Consider the following 16,406-nt stretch of genomic DNA (forward strand, 5'->3'; position numbering starts at 1 on the left):
GATGGCATTATTGTCACTTGATATGATGTATCATCAAATTTACCCGGCGACTCGTACAGGGACGACACCCTGACGATAAGGGAATTTCATGAAGACGATGCTGTTCGGCGCCACCGCCCTGGCTGCCCTCCTCGCCTCTCAGGCTCACGCTCAGACCGCCGCGACGGATCCCGCGACCCCTACTCCTGCACCCGCGCCTGCAAGCTCGACCAACCAGCGCGACATCATCGTCACCGCACCGCTTCAGACGAGCGAGCGTGACGTGCTGCAGGGCACGACCGTCCTTACCGGCCAGGAACTCACCCGCCAGTTGCGCCCGTCGATCGGCGAGACGCTTGCGCGCCAGCCCGGCGTGTCGGCGTCGTCGTTCGGGCCAAGTGCCTCGCGTCCGATCCTTCGCGGCTTCCAGGGCGACCGGATCCGCGTGCTGACCGACGGGATCGGCTCGATCGACGTCTCGAACACTTCGGTCGACCACGCGGTCATCATCGATCCGCTGCTCTCCGAGCGTATCGAGATCCTCCGCGGACCCAGCGCGCTTCTATATGGCACGTCGGCGGTCGGCGGCGTCGTCAACGTCATCGACACGCGTATCCCGCGGTCGGTGCCCGAGAACGGCTACCGGTTGAACGGCATCGCCAATTATGGCTCGGCGGCGAACGAACGCTCGGGCGGCATGGCCGGCGACGTCGCGGTCGGCCAGCACCTCGTGCTGCACGCGGACGGCTCGTACCTGAAGTCGGGCGACCTGCGCACCGGCGGCTATATCCTGTCGCGTGACGCCCGCGCACAGGCGCTAGCCACGGCCGCCGCCACACCCGTCGACCCGAACGAAGCCGATCCGATCGACTATGCCGCATCGGCGCAGTTGAAGGGCAAGCTCCCCAACACGCAATCGGAGACGTGGACGGCGGGCGCCGGTGCATCGATCATCACCGACAATGGCAGCCTCGGCGTGTCGTATAGCCATTACGACAGCCTGTACGGCGTGCCGATCCGCTACGCCACGCAAGCCGGGCAAGAGCAGGAGGCACCGCGTCTCGACGTCGTCCAGAACCGGGTCGACCTGCGCGGCGAGATCGACACCGGCGGCGACGTGCTGAGCAAGATCCGCGTCCGCGTCGGCCAGGCGAGCTATCGCCACTTCGAGCTGGAGGAAGACAATTCGGTCGGCACCGCCTTCTACAACAAGGGCCTCGAAGGACGCCTCGAAGTCGTCCAGGCGAACCGCGGCGGCTGGCAGGGCGCATCGGGCGTGCAGTTCTACAACCGCATCTTCAACGTGGCTGGCGACGAAGCCTTCCTGCCGAAGAACGAGACCAACCAGACCGGCCTCTTCACGCTCCAGCAATATGAGTCGGGCAAGTTCCGCGCCGAGGGCGGCGTGCGCTACGAGATCACCGATCTCGCCGCACGGACGCCCGAGGACGACCTGCGCTTCTTCCGTGGCAGCCAGAGCTATCATTCGGTGTCGGGTTCGCTCGGGGCATCCTACGCGCTGACCGACAGCATCCGCGTCGGCCTGAACGGCTCGCGGACCGAGCGCGCGCCGTCGGCCGAGGAATTGTTCGCGAACGGCGCGCATGCCGGCACGCAGGCGTATGAACTCGGCAATCCGGACTTCAAGCTGGAGAAGTCCTGGGGGCTCGAAGGCACGCTGCACGCGCATGGCGACGGCTTCAGCTTCGACGCGTCGGCCTATTACAACTGGTTCTCGAACTACATCTCGGAGAACCAGGTCGCACCGTCGGTCTGCCAGGCGGCGGCCGATCCTTCGGGCCGGACCGTCGACCTGCCCTGCTTCCAGTATCAGCAGGCCAACGCCCGCTATTACGGGTTCGAGGCGGACGCGTCGGTGAAGGTCGCGCAGATCGGCGGCTATGCGGTCAACGCCGACGTGCTGGGCGATTACGTCCACGCCAACATCGTCGATCAGGGCCCGGTCCCACGCATCCCGCCGATGCGCGTGCTCGGCGGGATCGAGGCGCAGGGCGACCGGCTGAACGGCCGCGTCGAGGTGGAGCATGTGTTCGACCAGAACCGGATCGCCGCGTTCGAGACGAAGACCAACGACTACACGATGGTCAACGCGTCGATCGGGTTGAGCCCGTTCGGGAAGGATTCGAAGACGACGTTGCTGCTGAGCGCGAACAATCTGTTCGACGTGAACGCACGGCGTGCGACGAGCTTCCTGAAGGACTTCGCACCGCTTGCCGGTCGTGATTTCCGAGCGACCCTGCGCTTCGGGCTGTAAAGCCGCTACACGCCGCCTGCCCGTCACCCCAGCGAAAGCTGGAGTGACGCGCAGGGAGACGCGCTGGACCATCGCAGAAGACAAAGCCCCCCGCAGAAGGGACAGCGCTTCACTCCCAACATGAAACAAATGTCATTTTCGGGTTTACGCCGCCCCGCCCCCGCCGCTAGGAGAAATCCTTCTAAAGGGTGGCAAGGTGATGATGCGGAAGGCTATTTCTCTTTCCGTGGGCGCGTGTCTGCCGCTGTTAGCGGCGTGCAACCAGCACCAGTCGACGCTCGCGCCGTTCGGTGAGGAAGCGGACAAGGTTCTCTCGATCACCATCGTTCTGGTTATCGGCGCCATCATTCTCGCGGGCGGCCTCGCGCTGCTCATGAGGCATGCGATGCGCGCGCCCGAGGGCCGCCTGACGCACAAGGGTGGGATGAAGCTGGTACTGTGGCTCGGCGGCATCGGGCCATCGATCATTCTGCTTGCGCTGCTGCTCTACGCGCTCCCTGCGATGCGCCCGCGCGAAGTCGCCAACAATGATCTCCGCATCGGCGTCGAGGGCGAGCAATTCTGGTGGCGCGTCCGCTATGCCCCGCCCGGTGGATCGGTGGTCGAGGCGGCCAACGAACTCCGCCTCCCCGTCGGCCGTACCGTCGAACTGTCGCTCCGAAGCCCCGACGTCATCCACAGCTTCTGGGTGCCCGGGCTGGCCGGCAAGATGGACATGATTCCCGGGCGCACCAACCGCCTCGTCGTTCGTGCGACCAAGGCCGGCACGTACCGCGGCGTCTGCGCGGAGTTCTGCGGGCTCGGCCATGCGCTGATGGCGTTCGACGTGATCGCGATGGAGCCGGCCGCGTTCGAGCGCTGGCTCGCCGAGCAGGCGCGGCCCGCGACTATCACCGCATCCCCCGGCGCGCGGCTGTTCGCGAGCTATGGCTGTAGCGGCTGCCACAGCGTCCGCGGCGTCGGACCGGTTGCGAAGATCAGTCCGGACCTCACGCACTTCGGGTCGCGCCCGACGCTCGCCGCGGGCGTGTTGCCGATGACCCACGCCAACATCGCCGGCTTCGTGCGCGATCCGGGCAAGACCAAACCCGGCGTACGGATGCCCGCCTTCCCGCAGATGTCGGCCGCCGAGGCCGACCAGATCGCCAGCTATCTTCAGGGGCTCAAATGACCACCGAGAGCGCCCAGTACGTCGCCCCCGACCAGAACGATCCCGCGGTCCGCAAGGCCCAGGAAGATCGCCTGCGCGAAGTGTGGAAGCCGCCCTCGGGCTGGTTCTTCCGCTGGACCGACGTCAACAACAACCGGATCGGCGTGTGGTACACGCTGACCGCGTTCGGGTTCATGCTGTTCGCGGGCGTGCTCGCGCTGATCATGCGCACGCAGCTGGCGGTGCCGAACAACGACCTCGTCACGGCGAACACCTTCAACCAGCTGTTCACGCTGCACGGCTCGATGATGATGTTCCTGTTCGCGGTGCCGATGTTCGAGGCGGTCTCGATCATCCTCCTGCCGCAGCTGCTGGGCGCGCGCGACCTGCCGTTTCCGCGGCTGTCGGGGTTCGGATACTGGAGCTTCCTGATCGGCGGGGTGTTCGTGTCGGGCTCGATCTTCTTCGACGCGGCGCCCGATGGCGGCTGGTTCATGTATCCGCCGCTGACGACGCGCACCGATCTGAGTGGGCTCGGCGCAGACATCTGGATGCTCGGCCTCAGCTTCATCGAGGTGTCGTCGGTCGCCGCCGCGGTCGAGCTGATCGTCGGCGTGCTGAAATGCCGCCCGCCCGGCATGCGCCTCAACCTGATGCCGCTCTACGCCTGGTACATCCTGGTCGTCGCGGTGATGATCCTGTTCGCGTTCCCGCCGCTGATCGCGGGCGACGTGCTGTTCGAGATGGAGCGGCTCCTCAACTGGCCGTTCTTCAACGCGGAAAAAGGCGGCGATCCGCTGCTCTGGCAGCACCTGTTCTGGATCTTCGGGCATCCGGAGGTCTACATCGTCTTCCTGCCGTCGATCGCGCTGTTCGCGATGCTGATCCCGACGTTCGCGCAACGGCATCTGCTCGGCTATCCGTGGATCGTGCTGGCGGCGGTCGGCACCGCATTCCTAAGCTTCGGGCTGTGGGTCCACCACATGTTCACGACGGGCCTGCCGAAGATCAGCCTCGCCTTCTTCGCGGCTGCATCCGAAGCGGTGGCGATCCCGACGGGCGTGCAGATCTTTGTGTTCATCGCGACGCTCTGGGCGGGCAACGTCAAGAAATCGACGCCGCTGCTCTACGCGACCGGCAGCCTCGCCGTCTTCGTGATCGGCGGCCTGACCGGCGTGATGGTGGCGGTCGCCCCGTTCGACTGGCAGGCGCACGACACCTATTTCATTGTCGCGCATCTCCATTACGTGCTGATCGGCGGCACGCTGCTGCCGCTGTTCGCCGGGCTCTATTATTACTGGCCGCTTGTGACGGGGAAGAAGCTCAGCGACCGTATGGGACGCACCGCGTTCTGGATCATGTTCGTCGGCATGAACCTCACCTTCTTCCCGATGCACCTGTCCGGCCTGCTCGGCATGCCGCGCCGCGTGTTCACGTATCCGGAGGAACTCGGCATAGGCGGTCTCAACCTAGCGTCGACTGCCGGCTCTTACATGTTCGCAGCCGGCGTGCTGATCGTCTGCATCGATCTCGCCTTGTCGCCGCGCCGCCCGAAGGCCCCGCGCAATCCTTGGAATGCCGGCACGCTCGAATGGCTCGCGCTGCCCGACGATGAGGATTGGGGCATCCGCTCGGTCCCGCTGATCGAGAGCCGCTATCCGATCTGGGACCAGAAGAACTTCGTTCAGAAGGTCGACGAGGGCCGTTTCTTCCTGCCCGACGCGGAGGAGATGCGACGCGAGTCGATCATCACCACCGTTCTCGATGCGCGGCCGTTGCAGGTGATCCGCCTCGGTACGCCGAGCGTGAAACCGATGATGACCGCGGTCGCTCTGGCCGGCGTTTTCATCTTGACGACCTACCATCTCTATCTTCTGTCGGCGTTGAGCGGCGTCGCGACGCTCGCGTGCGTCCTGTGGTGGCTGTGGACCGGTACCGCCGAGATCCCTGAAAAGCCGACCAAGCATATCGGCCACGGCATCGAGGTGCCGCTCTACACCTCCGGCCCGTCGGCGCCGGGCTGGTGGGCGATGTTCATTACGATGATGGCCGACGCGACCGCGTTTTCAGGGCTGGTGTTCGGCTATTTCTTCTTCTGGACGATCCACAACGACTTCCCGCCGAGCGGTGTCGGGCTGAACGGGCCGGGCGTGTTCTGGCCGATGGTCGCCTTGGCGCTGACGCTCGCCGGCTGGGCCGCGACCGTCGGCGCGCGCGAAGTGCACCGCCGCGGCAACGTCGGCGCGGGCCGCGCGCTGCTGGTGGTCGGGATCGCCGCGACGCTGTCGAGCCTGTTCGCCGGGCTCGCCGGGCCATGGTATTCGGGGCTCGCCCCCGAATTGCACGTCTATCCCGCGATCGTCTGGACGCTGGCGATATGGACCGCGGTGCACGCCGCGATCGGGGTCATCATGCAGGCCTATACGCTCGCGCGCAGCCTCGCGGGAAAGATGACGCCGGTCTATGACGCAGACCTGCGCAACATCACCGTATACCACCATTTCCTCGCACTGACCGGCATCGTGACGTTCTGCACGATCGGCCTGTTCCCGGGGCTCGCATGACCGAGCCAAAGTCCATTCGAAAGTCCGAGTCCGACCAAAAGCATTGGGCGCGCGACCTCAAGGTGACGCTCTGGACCTTGATCGTCCCGCCGACGATCTGGGCAGTGCATTTCCTGTTCTGCTATTTGTGGGTGGCGGTGACCTGCGCGAAATCGCCGACCCCGGGGACTGCCTTGACCGGCTTTCCGCTCGCGACGCTGATCGCGACGATCGTGGCGCTGCTCGCGATCGTCGCGGCGGGCTATATCGCGCGCGTCCAGTCCGAGACGCCGGGCGATCCGGCCCCGCACGAACAGGGCACCGCGATCGACCGGCTGCGCTTCCTCGCGCTGTCGACGCGGTTGCTGGCGGGGCTGAGCTTCGTCGCGGTCATCTTCACTGCGCTGCCGGTCATCATCTTCGGCGATTGCCGATGAGGCGCGCGAGCCTTGTCCTGGGCGTTGTGCTGGTCCCGATCGGCTGGGCGTTCGCTGCCGCGCCGCTGGGGATGGTCGGGCACATGGCGGGGCACATGATCGCGGTCGCGGTCGCGGCGCCGTTCCTGGCATACGGGATCGCGGGAAGCCGCTTCGATCCGGCCGAGCGTTGGCCTGCGGTCGTGACCCCGCTCGCGATGTCACTGGTCGAGCTGGTCGTGGTGTGGCTCTGGCACCTCCCCGCGCTTAGATTGCGCGTCGACATGGAGCCGGTTGCGTTGCTGATCGAGCAGGCTAGCTTCCTCATTGCTGGCGTCCTTCTCTGGAGCGCCGTGCTCGGCACGCGCATCGGCGGCGCGAGCGATCGACGGGCGTCGGGTGTCGCGGCTATGTTGCTCACCTCGATGCACATGACCCTGCTCGGCGCATTGATCGGCCTCGCCCCACGACCGCTCTACACAATGATGGCGATGCACCCGGCAACGCACGGCCTCGACGCCCTCGAAGACCAGCAGCTCGGCGGCGTCGTCATGCTGATGGTCGGCGCGGCGAGCTATTTCATCGGCGGGCTGGCGATGCTCGGCGGACTATTGAAGACACGGAGCGCGACGGCATGACGATCCGGATTACCTGGGCGCGCGCAATCGCTGCCATCGTCGGGCTCGCGCTGGCGGGGCTGTTGTTCGCGTGGTCGGGCGTGTTCAACATCGCCGCGTCGTCGGGCCATTGGAAGATCACCGACTGGTTCCTCCACTGGACGATGCGCAACTCGGTGCGCACCTACGCCGCAGTCACCGCCCCCGACGATCCCAAGGCGAACGAGGGCCTCGTCAGCGCCGCCGTCCTGTTCAAGGCAAGCTGCGCGTCGTGCCACGGCGCGCCCGGCGTGCGTCCGCTCCCCGTAATGCAGGCCGCGACGCCGCCCGCCCCGAACCTGTCGATCAACGCGCGCGAATGGACCGACAAGCAGATCTTCTGGATCCTCAAGCACGGCGTCAAATACACCGGCATGCCCGGCTGGGCCGCCAAGGACCGCGACGATGAAGTCCGCCGCATGGTCGCCTTCGTACGCCTGCTACCTGAGATGACGCCCGCGACCTATCGCTCGCTGACCGAAGTGCCGGGTGTTTCCGATGCCAGGATCGCGACTTGCGCCGGCTGTCATGGCGCGGACGGACGAGGCCGCGGGCAGCCCGACATGCCCGTGCTCGGCGGCCAGAGCCCGGCCTATCTCCGTGCCGCGCTGGAAGCCTATGCGACCGGCAAGCGCCAGAGCGCGGTGATGGCGAACGCCGCCGCGACGCTGACACCCGCGGAAATGACCCGGCTCGCGGATCAATTTGCGGCGATGCCCGGGATCGGTGGCGTTGCGCCGTCGGGCTCGATCGAGGCCGCTAAGATCGAACGCGAAGGGCTGCCGAAGGTGCAACTCCCCGCCTGCGCGAGCTGCCACGCCCCCGGCAAGCCCTACCCCGTCCTTGCCGGCCAGCGCGCCAGCTACATCGCGCAACGCCTACGCAACTGGCGCGGCGACGAGACGGTGGTCGACGCGCGAAAATCGCAGGCGACGATGCCGGTCATCGCCCGCCGTATCCCTGAGGACATGATCGACCCGCTCGCGCGCTATCTCGCAGGCCGCTGATCGCTCAGCTTTTCGCGGGCAACATCTCGATCGACACGGAACGCTCGCCGAGCACATCGGCGATCCGTTCGCCGGATGAGAGCGCGGTGTCGCCCCACCAGTCGCGGGCATCGATCCGGTCGAGATGGCGCTCGGCACAGCGGAGCGGAACGACGCAGCGCAGGCTTGCCTCTTTGCCGACCCGCCGAAACGCAATCACCCGATCCGCGCGAATGCCAGTGACGGCGACGCGCTCATGGCGGCCCTCCGAGAACAAGGTCGGGTTATCCCTTCGCATCGCGAGAAGCTGCTGGATCAGCGCCATCTTCGCCGGCGTTTTGCCGTCCAACGATGCCTGCAGTCGCGCGTAATCTACCGGGCGGCGATTGTCAGGATCGACCAAGCTCAGATCGGCGGTCTCAGTTCCTTGATAGAGGTCGGGCACGCCGGGCACGGTGTAGCGTAGCGCGACCTGTGCGAGGCCGTTCGCCGCCGCCGCGGGTGCGATCTGCGCGATGAACGCGGTCATGTCGTCGAGGAAGGCCTTCGACCGCGCGGGATCGAGCAGCGCGCGGGCCAGATCGTGGCAGCGGCTCTCGTACGCCTCGTTCGGCGCCTCCCACGAAGACTGCATCTTCGCCTCACGCAACGCCTTTTCCTGCCACGCGACGATCCGCTCGGCGAAATCCGACAGTCCCTTGGCGTCCGATGCGGTCAGTTCCTCAGGCCATGCGCCGAACAGCGTCTGGAACAGCATATAGGCGTCGGCGGGATCGACCCCGTCGGCAAACCGCGCGGCGAGTTCGTGCCATCGTTGCACGCGCGCGCGCCAGAGGTGGGGGACTTCGCTCAACACCGCGAGCCGTGCACGGACGTCTTCGCCACGCTTATGGTCGTGCGTGGCGGTCGCGAGCATCGCCGCCGGCCAATAACGGGCGCGATCGACCATTGCCGCCTGGAAATCGTCGATCGCCAGCGACATGCGTGCAGCGTCGAACCCCACGTCATTGCGCGAGAGCAGGCAACCGTAGCGGTAGAACGCGGTGTCCTCGACCGCTTTGGCGGCAATCGGTGCGGAGAGTTGCTGGAACTTGCGCACCGCTTCGGCTGCGAGCTTGGCGTCCCCGACACCCTCGCCTGCCAGCCATGCGAGCATATGCTCGATCACTGCGGTCTCGCCTGGTGGGACGAACTGCGCGATGCGCTGGCGAACCGTCTCGCGGATCGCGGCGTCCGCTGCCGGGGCGGCGTCGCCTGTTCCGTAGGTGCGATAGACCGGGAAGACCCAGAGCAGTCGCTCGATCGCGCGGTGGATCATGCCGCGGGTAAGCCCGTCGCATTCGAGCGTCGAGCGGGCGAGCACGACGAAGGCCTCGACGCAGTCACGGTGCTGCGCGTGGAATTGCCACGCAAGCAATTCTTGCCGCGCGCGCAGTTCCTCGGGCGCGAAGTCGAGGGAGCGGCCACTGATGTCCGCCCAGAGTTCGGCGAGCGGTTCGGCACCGGCGGGCGCGTGGAGCAAGGCCGTCACCTGCTCCATGAAGTCGTACCCACTGGTGCCGTCGACGCCCCAGTCGGTGCTGAGCGGTTCGTCGTCGGCGAGGATTTTCTCGATAACGATATAGGCCGGACCGGGTGGCGCATCGGCGGGGCGCTCGATCGAGTCGAGGCGCGCGCGGAGGTGGCGGCAATAGCCGGCGGGGTCGGTCAGGCCATCGACGTGATCGACGCGGACACCGTCGATCAGTCGCTCGGCGTATAGGCGGAAGTAGAGCGCGTGGGTGGCGTCGAACACGACCGGGTCTTCGGCGCGGAGGCCGGCGAGGTCGTTGATCGTGAAAAACCGCCGCCAGTTGAGTTCGTCGTTGGCGACGCGCCACGATGCGAGGCGGTAATGCTGGCGATCGACCAGCGCGGCGATGTCGTCGGTTGCTGCGGTGGCCTGATCCTCGTCGCGGATCGGCAGGCGATGTTCGCCATATGCTTCAAGGACATGCCGACCGTCGACCTGCTCGACTTTGATCGCGCCACTCGCGATCGTCTCGGCGAGCGGATCGCCCAGGATCGGGAGGACCAGCTTCTCGCGCCAGTCGATGTCGAAGTAGCGCGCAAATTCGCTTGATTCGCCGTGCGTTAGGACGTCATTCCACCACGCGTTCTCACCACCGGCGACGCCCATGTGGTTGGGGACGATATCGATGATGACGCCCATGTCCCGCTTGCGCAGGGCCGCAACCAGGCTGCGGAACGCCTCTTCGCCACCGAGCTCGGGATTGATGCGAGTCGGGTCGACGACGTCGTAGCCATGCGTCGATCCGCTGCGGGCGGTGGTGATCGGCGAGGCGTAGAGGTGGCTGATCCCGAGTGTGTCGAGATACGGCACCAGCGCCTCGGCATCGGCGAAGGTGAAGTCCTTGTGGAACTGGAAGCGATAAGTTGCGCGCGGCGTCGTAGGGGGGGTCATGCGGGTCTCGCGGCGTTGAGCGTGTCGATGCGGGCGGCGGCAGCGGGGCGTTGGAGCAGTGCCTCGGTCATATCCGGCAGGCGGCGTCGCCAATTGGGGTGTTCGTCGATCGTGCCGGGGAGGTTGGGCTGCTCGATCACCCCCGCCAGATCCTCGATGGGTATGATCGCGAGCGCACACGGCGTGCTAGCGACATGCGCGATTGCGGCATCGACGACCGGGTCGGTGTCATTGAGCGATGGCTGCTTCGCGCCCGTGTCGAAAGCGGACCAGAGTGCCGCGCGATCGTCCGCGCGGTCTGCCCGGTCTGCGGGTTCGTCGATAGCGTCGGACTTGCGGCCGAGGTCCCACGTCCAGTCGATGTCGCGGCCGCTCCACCAACCCGCGATTGTCGCGAGGTCATGTGTGCCGGTCATCGCGACCGCGTCGGGCGACCATTTCGCTGGGGGCACGAAACCGTCCGCGTCGCGCTCGAACCAGAGTACGCGCATGCCGAGCATGTGGCACGCATCCATCGCCTCGCGGAACCCGTCGGGAACAGTGCCGAGGTCTTCGCCGATGACGATAGCCTTCGCCCGCTGCGATTCCATCGCGATGATCCGCATCATGTCGTCGAACGGCATGTCGAGGTACGCGCCCTCTGCGGCGGACGCGCCTTCGGGGACGATCCATAGGCGGCGAAGGCCGAACGCGTGGTCGATGCGGATGCCGCCGGCATGCGCCAAGGCCGCGCGGATCGTCGCGATGAACGGGGCGAACCCGGTCTCGCAGAGCGCGTGCGGGTCGAAACCGGTGATGCCCCAGCTTTGGCCGTCCGGGCCCAGCGGATCGGGTGGCGCGCCGATCGAGAGGCCGGTGAGCAGATCGCTGCGTCGGCTCCAGCCGTGGCTGCCACCCGGGTCCATGCCGACGGCGAGGTCGGCGATGAGGCCGACCGCCATGCCTGCATCCTTCGCGGCCTTTTGCGCGGCGTCGAGGTCGCGGCGAGCGAGCCATTGGAGGAAGACGTAGAAGGTGACGTCATCGGCATGTTCGGTGACGAAGCGGCGGACGGCCGGGCTGGCGGGATCGTGATACGCGGCCGGCCATTGCTGCCAACCCCGCGCGCCGAAGGTCGCGAAGAAATGCGCGTGGAGCGCGTCGAACTCGGCGTGGCGTTCGAGGTCATCGCCCCCTACGTGCCTGAATGCGTCGAGGGTTTTGCCAAGTTGTTGAGTATCTTGGTCGAAAGTCTTGCGAAGGCGTGCGAGCTTTGCAGGTATCGCGCTCTGCCAGTCTATCAAGTCGGACGCGGGGTCGTTCGACGTCCCGGCGAACGCGGACGCATCGGCATAGAGGCCGTTGAGGAATTGGCGACTGGATGGCGCGTAAGGGCTGTACCGACTGGCGTCGGCGGGGAAGAGAGCGTGGGTCGGACTGATCGCGAGCGCGTCGGCGCCACGCTCGCCAAATGCTCGCGCGGTCTCCGCGAGTGTCCCGAAGTCCCCGAATGCCTTGGCAATCTCGCTGCGTAGGCTGGGAACCTGGACCGCGGGCGCCCAGATTTTGCGTCCCGGTACGGCATCGGCGATCGTGTAGCAGCGGCGCGGGGCGACGAGCAGATCGATCACGTCGTCGCCGATTTCTAGACGATGATAGCCGGTGTGCTCGATTGGCTTCAACGCGCCCCGGTCGATCGCAACCGACGTCCGCGTCCCGTTTTCCAGGGTGAGTTCGGCCTCGCCCGATAGCGGCGTCGCAAGCTGGATCGGATCACCGACGTCGACGGACAGGAAGCGGGGTGCTCGGGCAGTCCTGACTGCGATAGCGGCGAGGCTTTCTGCGATCTGCGTGGCGCTCGCGGATGGGCGGCCCAAACGATTGAGGATCGCCCGCAACGCCTCGTCCGAAACCGTCTGACGGCGACCGGCCGCGTCCTGCCATTCGAGTTGCAGACCGGCGGCGGTCGCCAGCGCTTTTAGATCGCTCATCGTTCCAGCCAGACCGCGACGCTGCCGGATTGGCCGAGTTCGCCGTCGGCGAAGATCGGTGCGGCTTCGATCTCCGGGAACGCCACAGCCTCATCGCCAAGGTTCAGCGCGATCGTAAGCACCGCGCCGTCGGCCATCTTCCAGCGGGCGACGACGGCCCCCTCCCCGATCGCTTCTGCGCCGATCGCGGTCGTGCCGCGCAGGCGAGGAATGATCGCGTCGTGACGGATTTTCAACAGGTTGCGGTATAGGTCTTGCCATCTGGTCGCATCGGGACCGGGTTCTGCGCGCGACCGATGGAAGGTTTCGTGCGCGTTCGGATCGGGGATCGCTTTGCGTGCTTCGGGGTCGGCGAAGGCGGCGAACTTGGCGAATTCCTTGCGCCGGCCTTCGCGCACCGCGTCCGCCAGCTCGTCGTGGAAGTCGGTGAAGAACAGGAACGGGCTCTCGCTACCGTGTTCGTCACCCATGAACAACAGCGGAATCTGCGGGCCGAGCAGGAGCAACGCGGTCGCTGCGCGCAGCTTCTGGCGGTCGGCGAGCAGCGTCAGGCGTTCGCCCATCGCACGGTTGCCGATCTGGTCGTGGTTCTGGAGAAAGGCGACGAACGCGGTCGGCGAGAGGTGCGCGCTGGGTTTGCCGCGCGGCTTGCCGTTGTGGTTGGGCGAACCCTCCCCCTGATAGATGAAGCCTTCGCTGAGGCAGCGTGCGAGGCGTTCGGCCGGACGGTCTGAAAAATCAGCATAATAGGCGCTGGTTTCGCCGGTCAGCAGGACGTGGAGGACGTTGTGGAAGTCGTCGTTCCACTGCGCGTCGAACGCGTCCGAGCGCAGATGCTCGGCGTCGTTCCCTTCGTTTTCGAGGACGAGATGGACGTGCCGGCCCGCCGTCTTCTCGCGAAGTTCGGCGGCCATCGCGTCGAGAAACTCGTCGTTCGCGATCGCGTGGACAGCGTCGAAACGGAGGCCGTCGAAGCGGTATTCGTTCAGCCACATCAGCGCGTTGTCGACGAAGTACCGATGTACCGGCGCCTGATCGACCGCGACCGCGCCGCCCCAGGGGGTATCGACGTCGGCGTTGAAGAAGCCCTGCGCATACGCGCCGAGGTAGTTACCGTCGGGGCCGAAGTGATTGTAGACGACGTCGAGGAACACGGCCAGGCCAAGCTCGTGGGCGCGATCGACCAGCGACTTCAGTTCGTCGGGCGTGCCGTAGCTTTCGGCGGGAGCATAGGGTAGCACGCCGTCATAGCCCCAGTTTCTCGTGCCACTATAGGCGTTTACGGGCATGAGTTCGATGGCCGTCACACCCAGCGCCGCGATAGTCTGGAGGTGATCGACAACGCCCGCAAAGCCGCCGAGCGCGCCAACATGGACCTCCTGGATGACCATCTCTTCCCACGCACGGCCGCGCCAGTCTGCTGTGCGCCAGTCGTAGGCGGCGTGATCGACGACGACGCTCCACCCATGGACGCCCCCCGATTGTGCTCGCGAGGCCGGATCCGGAACCGTCAGATCGCCCGCCAGCCGGAACCGGTATCGCGTCCCTGGCGCTACGCGAGCCGAGGTGCTGAACCAGCCGTTGGCGTTGCGCGTCATTGGAACCGCGCCGCTATCGGCGATCTCCAGCGTCACGTCGTCGTGGTCGGGCGCCCAGAGGCGGAAGGTCGTTCCGTCGTTGGCGAGCGTCGGTCCCCAGCTCATGCCGCTGCGACCGTCCACGAGAGCAACGCCGCACCCTGTGGGGGAAGCTCGTAGCTGTCCTTGATCGGGAGGGGACCTTGCTCGGGCTTGCTGCTGTCGATCAGCACGGTGCGCTCTACCTCTTCGGGGGGCGGCATGTGGAAGGTCAGCGGGCCCTCCGAGGCGTTGAGGAAGAGCGAGATCACCTGGATCTCACCCGATTCCATCTCGCAAGCGCGGCGCATCACAAGGGCACGGCCGTTGGTGTTGTCCCAATCTTCCGCCGTGAGTTGTTGGCCGCGCTCGTCCCACCATTCGATGTCCTTCAGACCCTCGGCCGGCGTGTCGTCGCCGTAGAGGAAATTGCCGGCGCGCAGCATACCATATTCTCGGCGCAACGCGATCAGGCGCCCGGTGAAGTCGATCAGCGCCTCGCCCTCGGGCGACTTGGCCTTGTCCCAGTCGAGCCAGCTGATCTCGTTGTCCTGGCAATAGGCGTTGTTATTGCCGTTCTGCGTGCGGCCGAACTCGTCGCCGGCGACCAGCATCGGCGTGCCGAGCGAGGCGAACAGCGTCGTCAGCATCGACCGCATCACGCGCCGGCGGGTCTCCAGGATCGCGGGGTCATCCGTCGGCCCCTCCACGCCCCAGTTGCGCGAGCAATTGTTGGAATGGCCGTCGTTGTTGTCTTCACCGTTCGCTTCGTTGTGGCGTTCCTCGTAGGCGACGGTGTCGGCGAGCGTGTAGCCGTCATGCGCGCCGAGCAGGTTGACGCTCGCCCAGGGGCGGCGTGCGCGGCGGTCGAACAGGTCGGCCGAGCCGGTCAGGCGCGCGGCGAGATCGGCGCGCTGCGCGTGGTCGCCGCGCCAGAACTTTCGCACGGTGTCGCGGTATTTGTCGTTCCATTCGGCGAAACCGGGGGGGAAGTTGCCGAGCTGATAGCCGCCGGGGCCGATGTCCCAGGGCTCGGTGATCAGCTTCAGCCTGCCCAGCACCGGGTCCTGGCGGAGGACGTCGAAGAAGCCGGCGCCGGGGTCGAAGCCGGTATCCGTGCGGCCGAGCGTCAGCCCGAGATCGAAGCGGAAGCCGTCGATGCCGAAGCTGGTCGCCCAGTAGCGCAATGAGTCCGCGACCATCTGGATCACACGCGCCTTGGTGAGGTTGAGCGTGTTACCGGTGCCGGTGTCGTTGATCGAGAAGCGCGGGTCGTCCTTGACGAGGCGGTAGTAGCTGGCGTTGTCGAGACCGCGCCAGGACAGCGTCGGGCCCTGTTCGGAGCCTTCGCAGGTGTGGTTGTAGACGACGTCGAGGATCACCTCGATCCCGGCCGCATGCAGCCGGCGGATCGAGCGGCGGAGTTCGTCGTGGCTGTCGGTCGCGAAGAACGAACGCTCGGGTGTGAAGAAATTGAGGGTGTTGTAGCCCCAGTAATTGCGCAGGCCCTTCTCCTGGAGGAAGCGGTCCTGGATATAGGTGTGGATCGGCAACAGCTCGATCGCGGTGACGCCGAGGCGCTTGAGGTGATCGATGACCTTGGGGTTGCCGAGCGCCGCGAAGGTGCCGCGTTCGGAGGGCTGGACCTCCTCGAACAGCTTGGTGAGGCCCTTGGTATGCGCTTCGTAGATCACCGTCTCGGACCAGGGCGTGTTCGGGCGCACGTCGCGCGACCAGTCGAAATGGCTGTCGGTCACGACGCCCTTGGGCATCGTCAGCGCGCTGTCGCGCTTGTCGAAGCTCAGGTCCGCGCGCGGCGACTTCACTTGATAACCGTACATCGCGTCGGTCCAGCGGAGTTCGCCGATCATCTGCTTGGCGTACGGATCGAGCAGCAGCTTGTTCGGGTTGAAGCGGTGGCCCTCTTCCGGCGCATAACGGCCATGCGCGCGGTAGCCGTAGACGAGGCCCGGCTGCGCGTCGGGGAGGTAGCCGTGCCAGACTTCGTCGGTCCATTCGGGGAGCGCGTAGCGCTTCAACTCGCGGCGACCGGTCTCGTCATAGACGCAGAGTTCGATCTTCTCGGCATTGGCGGAATAGACCGCGAAATTGACGCCGAGACCGTCGAAGGTCGCGCCGAGCGGATAGGCAGAGCCAGCGTCGAGCGTGTCGGGCAATAGATGCAACGTGAAGACCCCCATCTGTCGTCGCTGCCGCGGCTTTATCGCGGTGCAGCATTCCTTGGCGTGAAACCCGCCCGCCGGTTCCTATGTTCCGCATCGAGCAGCGAGTTTTCGCCGTACTCCTCTACGTATCAAGGGACACGCCCATGCCTTATTCCATCCGATCGA

At 66.1% G+C, this 16,406-nt stretch carries 10 protein-coding genes; 6 read left to right on the plus strand and 4 right to left on the minus strand.

Annotated elements, in window-relative coordinates; genetic code table 11:
* Window positions 1-88: 88 nt before the first annotated feature.
* From H8S47_RS04960 to H8S47_RS04985, 6 genes are all read left to right on the plus strand, one after another.
* Window positions 89-2,254 (plus strand): TonB-dependent receptor, encoded by a 2,166-nt coding sequence (locus H8S47_RS04960; RefSeq protein ID WP_187502811.1) that lies wholly within the window; start codon window positions 89-91, stop codon window positions 2,252-2,254.
* 202 nt (window positions 2,255-2,456) lie between these two features.
* Window positions 2,457-3,425 carry a cytochrome c oxidase subunit II gene (gene coxB, locus H8S47_RS04965; protein ID WP_187502908.1) on the plus strand — a complete coding sequence of 323 codons (969 nt, stop codon included), beginning with the start codon at window positions 2,457-2,459 and terminating at the stop codon, window positions 3,423-3,425.
* Window positions 3,422-5,968: a cytochrome c oxidase subunit I gene (ctaD, locus tag H8S47_RS04970; protein WP_187502812.1), complete on the plus strand. Its 2,547-nt coding sequence runs from the start codon at window positions 3,422-3,424 to the stop codon at window positions 5,966-5,968. Before coxB ends, ctaD begins: the two co-directional genes overlap by 4 nt.
* Window positions 5,965-6,384 carry a hypothetical protein gene (locus H8S47_RS04975; protein ID WP_187502813.1) on the plus strand — a complete coding sequence of 140 codons (420 nt, stop codon included), beginning with the start codon at window positions 5,965-5,967 and terminating at the stop codon, window positions 6,382-6,384. Before ctaD ends, H8S47_RS04975 begins: the two co-directional genes overlap by 4 nt.
* Window positions 6,381-7,001, plus strand: coding sequence for a cytochrome c oxidase assembly protein (locus tag H8S47_RS04980; RefSeq protein WP_187502814.1), 621 nt, complete (start codon window positions 6,381-6,383; stop codon window positions 6,999-7,001). Before H8S47_RS04975 ends, H8S47_RS04980 begins: the two co-directional genes overlap by 4 nt.
* A complete protein-coding gene (locus H8S47_RS04985; protein ID WP_187502815.1) occupies window positions 6,998-8,026 on the plus strand; it encodes a c-type cytochrome in 1,029 nt (342 codons plus the stop codon). Before H8S47_RS04980 ends, H8S47_RS04985 begins: the two co-directional genes overlap by 4 nt.
* 4 nt (window positions 8,027-8,030) lie before the next feature.
* Here the strand turns inward: H8S47_RS04985 and treY are convergent, their stop codons facing one another.
* Genes treY through glgX form a run of 4 tightly spaced genes read right to left on the minus strand, consistent with a single transcriptional unit; the run spans window position 8,031 to window position 16,256 of the window.
* Window positions 8,031-10,469 (minus strand): malto-oligosyltrehalose synthase, encoded by a 2,439-nt coding sequence (treY, locus tag H8S47_RS04990; RefSeq protein ID WP_187502816.1) that lies wholly within the window; start codon window positions 10,467-10,469, stop codon window positions 8,031-8,033.
* Window positions 10,466-12,439 carry a 4-alpha-glucanotransferase gene (malQ, locus tag H8S47_RS04995; protein WP_187502817.1) on the minus strand — a complete coding sequence of 658 codons (1,974 nt, stop codon included), beginning with the start codon at window positions 12,437-12,439 and terminating at the stop codon, window positions 10,466-10,468. The genes treY and malQ overlap by 4 nt, the downstream gene beginning before the upstream one ends.
* A complete protein-coding gene (gene treZ, locus H8S47_RS05000; RefSeq protein ID WP_187502818.1) occupies window positions 12,436-14,142 on the minus strand; it encodes a malto-oligosyltrehalose trehalohydrolase in 1,707 nt (568 codons plus the stop codon). The genes malQ and treZ overlap by 4 nt, the downstream gene beginning before the upstream one ends.
* A complete protein-coding gene (gene glgX / locus H8S47_RS05005) occupies window positions 14,139-16,256 on the minus strand; it encodes a glycogen debranching protein GlgX (RefSeq protein WP_187502819.1) in 2,118 nt (705 codons plus the stop codon). The genes treZ and glgX overlap by 4 nt, the downstream gene beginning before the upstream one ends.
* Window positions 16,257-16,406 lie beyond the last annotated feature (150 nt).

This window comes from Sphingomonas albertensis (assembly GCF_014358075.1).
GTDB classification, from domain to species: Bacteria; Pseudomonadota; Alphaproteobacteria; order Sphingomonadales; family Sphingomonadaceae; genus Sphingomonas; species Sphingomonas albertensis.

Bases quoted from the DNA above. Each gene is read 5' to 3' on its own strand.
- malQ (WP_187502817.1), bottom strand. From the start codon at position 12,439: ATGAGCGATCTAAAAGCGCTGGCGACCGCCGCCGGTCTGCAACTCGAA.
- treZ (WP_187502818.1), bottom strand. From the start codon at position 14,142: ATGAGCTGGGGACCGACGCTCGCCAACGACGGAACGACCTTCCGCCTC.
- H8S47_RS04980 (WP_187502814.1), top strand. From the start codon at position 6,381: ATGAGGCGCGCGAGCCTTGTCCTGGGCGTTGTGCTGGTCCCGATCGGC.
- coxB (WP_187502908.1), top strand. From the start codon at position 2,457: ATGCGGAAGGCTATTTCTCTTTCCGTGGGCGCGTGTCTGCCGCTGTTA.
- H8S47_RS04975 (WP_187502813.1), top strand. From the start codon at position 5,965: ATGACCGAGCCAAAGTCCATTCGAAAGTCCGAGTCCGACCAAAAGCAT.
- ctaD (WP_187502812.1), top strand. From the start codon at position 3,422: ATGACCACCGAGAGCGCCCAGTACGTCGCCCCCGACCAGAACGATCCC.
- glgX (WP_187502819.1), bottom strand. From the start codon at position 16,256: ATGGGGGTCTTCACGTTGCATCTATTGCCCGACACGCTCGACGCTGGC.
- treY (WP_187502816.1), bottom strand. From the start codon at position 10,469: ATGACCCCCCCTACGACGCCGCGCGCAACTTATCGCTTCCAGTTCCAC.
- H8S47_RS04985 (WP_187502815.1), top strand. From the start codon at position 6,998: ATGACGATCCGGATTACCTGGGCGCGCGCAATCGCTGCCATCGTCGGG.
- H8S47_RS04960 (WP_187502811.1), top strand. From the start codon at position 89: ATGAAGACGATGCTGTTCGGCGCCACCGCCCTGGCTGCCCTCCTCGCC.